The 2,631-nt window shown below is 39.0% G+C and carries 3 protein-coding genes; 1 reads left to right on the top strand and 2 read right to left on the bottom strand.

The genetic code is table 11. The features are described from left to right. Positions 1-114: 114 nt before the first annotated feature. Complete coding sequence (galE, locus tag C1E99_RS02405; protein ID WP_105206469.1) at positions 115-1,128, bottom strand: UDP-glucose 4-epimerase GalE; 1,014 nt, start codon at positions 1,126-1,128, stop codon at positions 115-117. A gap of 101 nt (positions 1,129-1,229) precedes the next feature. Then, on the bottom strand, positions 1,230-1,406 hold the full coding sequence (rpsU, locus tag C1E99_RS02400; protein WP_105206468.1) for a 30S ribosomal protein S21: 177 nt from the start codon (positions 1,404-1,406) through the stop codon (positions 1,230-1,232). A 139-nt stretch (positions 1,407-1,545) separates the two neighbouring features. Between rpsU and C1E99_RS02395 the strand changes: the two genes are divergently transcribed. Continuing rightward, positions 1,546-2,484, top strand: coding sequence for a glycosyltransferase family 2 protein (locus C1E99_RS02395; RefSeq protein ID WP_105206467.1), 939 nt, complete (start codon positions 1,546-1,548; stop codon positions 2,482-2,484). Positions 2,485-2,631: the final 147 nt, after the last annotated feature.

Here is a 2,631-nt window from a genome sequence, read left to right as displayed (position 1 = left end):
CCAAGAGAGTAGAAACAGAAAGAAAAACACAGACAGTTCGGCTGGATTTCATCTGAAGCAGCTCAATCTGTCTGTGTATTTTTTTAGTTATTGGCTAGTTTTTGCCCAGCCTCTTTAACCGTTATATCCATTTGGATTTTTTGATTGCCAATTCCATGTGTCACTGCACATATCTTCAATGGTTTTCTCTGTTTTCCAATTGAGTTCAGCTAGCGCCTTGTCTGCGTTGGCATAGCAAGTTGCCACATCGCCAGGACGACGTTCAACAATTTTATAAGGTACCGGCACCCCATTGACTTTTTCAAAGGCTTGGACCAATTCTAGCACACTAGTTCCTTGACCAGATCCGAGGTTATAGGTATGCACACCTGAGGTTGTCGAAATTTTTTCCAAGGCCTTGATGTGACCAAGTGCCAAGTCAATCACGTGAATGTAATCACGAACACCTGTTCCATCTACTGTGTCATAGTCCGAACCAAAGACACTGAGTTCTGGACGCTTACCTACGGCTACCTGTGCCACAAATGGCATGAGGTTGTTTGGAATACCTGCTGGATCTTCACCAATTAAGCCTGATTCATGGGCACCGATTGGGTTGAAATAACGGAGAAGGGCAACACTCCATTCCTTATCTGCTACTTCTACATCACGCAAGATTTGTTCCAACATGACTTTTGTATAGCCATAAGGGTTGGTTGCGCTGGTTGGCATGGTTTCCACCAAAGGAGATGGGTTGTTAAGACCGTAAACCGTTGCACTGGATGAGAAGACAAGTTTCTTAACACTAAACTCTGCCATGACTTCTACCAAAGCTAAGGTAGACATGATGTTGTTTTCGTAGTACATGACCGGTTTGGCTACGGACTCACCAACTGCCTTGTAGCCTGCAAAGTGAATGGCTGCCTCAATGTTTTCTTTTTCAAAAACCTCACGCAAAGCTTCCTTATCTGCTACGTCTAACTCATAGAAAGTTGGGCGTTTGCCTGTGATGGTTTCAATACGGTCCAAAACCAAGATACTTGAATTGGATAGATTATCTACGATAACAACATCATTCCCTAATTTCAACAATTCCACAACGGTATGGCTACCAATATAGCCTGCTCCCCCCGTTACTAAAATACTCATAGAAAACTCCTTTTCTACCTTTCCGAACGTTATATAATATACTATATAGGAGCTTTGTTCAAAAGTAAACAAAATAAACCTAGGGCTGTTTTCCGATTCAATTAGAATTTTTTACGCTTGCGAGCTGCTTCTGATTTACGTTTACGTTTTACAGATGGTTTTTCGTAGAATTCGCGTTTGCGTGTTTCTTTAAGAGTACCAGCTTTAGTAACCGCACGTTTGAAACGACGAAGAGCATCATCAAGTGATTCGTTCTTGCGTACTACTGTTTTTAACATTATTTTCACTCCCCTCAATTTCAAAGCCTTAATCATTTTACACTTTTAATGGCATTTCCTATCGAATGTCACATTTTTTGGGTTTTTCAAAGTTTATAAAATTCTGTGATATAATGTAAAAAAAGAAAGGATATCAATCGTGCCAAAAGTTTCCATCATCGTCCCAGTTTATAATACAGAAAAATATATCGGTGAGTGTATCGAATCCATTTTAAACCAAAGCTTGACAGATATCGAACTTATTTTAGTCAACGATTGCTCAACTGACCAGTCCTTTTCCATCATGAAAAAGTACGAACAAGAAGATTCGCGGATTCAACTTATCGACTCACCAACCAATACTGGAGTTGGTGAAGCACGAAATAAAGGAATTGAGCGAGCATCCGGACAGTTTATCTCTTTTGTTGACTCAGACGATTTCCTTCAAAAAGATATGTTTGAGAAACTCTATCAACAAGCCTTGATTGATCAAGCAGATTTGGTACTATGTGACACGGGGACCTACTCTTCTGATGGAAAAGAAAAATCTGTCTGGTACAAACCAATCTATGGTAAAGCAGAACTAAAAGATATTTTTCATAATACTCAACCGACTGCTCGGATGGTTTCAAAAAAGCTAATCGAAAAAATTAACTTTCGATTTCTACCTGGTATGGGAGAGGGAATTTACTTTGAGTTGATGATTCATGCAGAACATATCACAACTGTTCCTGAAAAACTATATATCTATCGTTCGCGGGAAGGTTCTCTCAGTACAACTCCTGCCCCTGAGAATAATCGAAAATCAATGGAAAACAACCGTATCATGGGCGAAAGAAACCCAGACTTCAAAGATTATTTTCACTTTAAGATGATTGAAGACTTACTTCAAATGATCGCAAATGCAGTCAAAATTGGAGATAAATCAGCTTATCGGTATGCAAAAAAACACCTAGATTCACTACATTATCTGAGCAATCCATTTGTGAAAACATTCTACAAGGATTCCCTGCCTTTCCACCGCTACTTCATCAAAGTTTATATTCTTCCATCGCACTATACCATTGGACGCCTTTTGTCATCTATTCTTTCAAAATAAAGTCAATAAAGGAGCTAACAAATGTAGCTCCTCTCAGACTGAAGACAAAGTCCTTAGAATTGATTTTCTAAGGGCTTTTCTTCGTATTTAGGAGTATAATATAAGAAAAAGGACTTATGAGGTTCTCCTATGCTACACAAAGAAAAA

It is taken from the genome of Streptococcus suis, assembly GCF_002964045.1.
GTDB lineage: Bacteria > Bacillota > Bacilli > Lactobacillales > Streptococcaceae > Streptococcus > Streptococcus suis_U.
This window is presented reverse-complemented; position numbering and strand designations above follow the sequence as displayed.

Excerpts from the sequence above, each read along its gene's own strand:
- rpsU (WP_105206468.1), bottom strand. The coding sequence starts at position 1,406 with ATGTTAAAAACAGTAGTACGCAAGAACGAATCACTTGATGATGCTCTT.
- galE (WP_105206469.1), bottom strand. The coding sequence starts at position 1,128 with ATGAGTATTTTAGTAACGGGGGGAGCAGGCTATATTGGTAGCCATACC.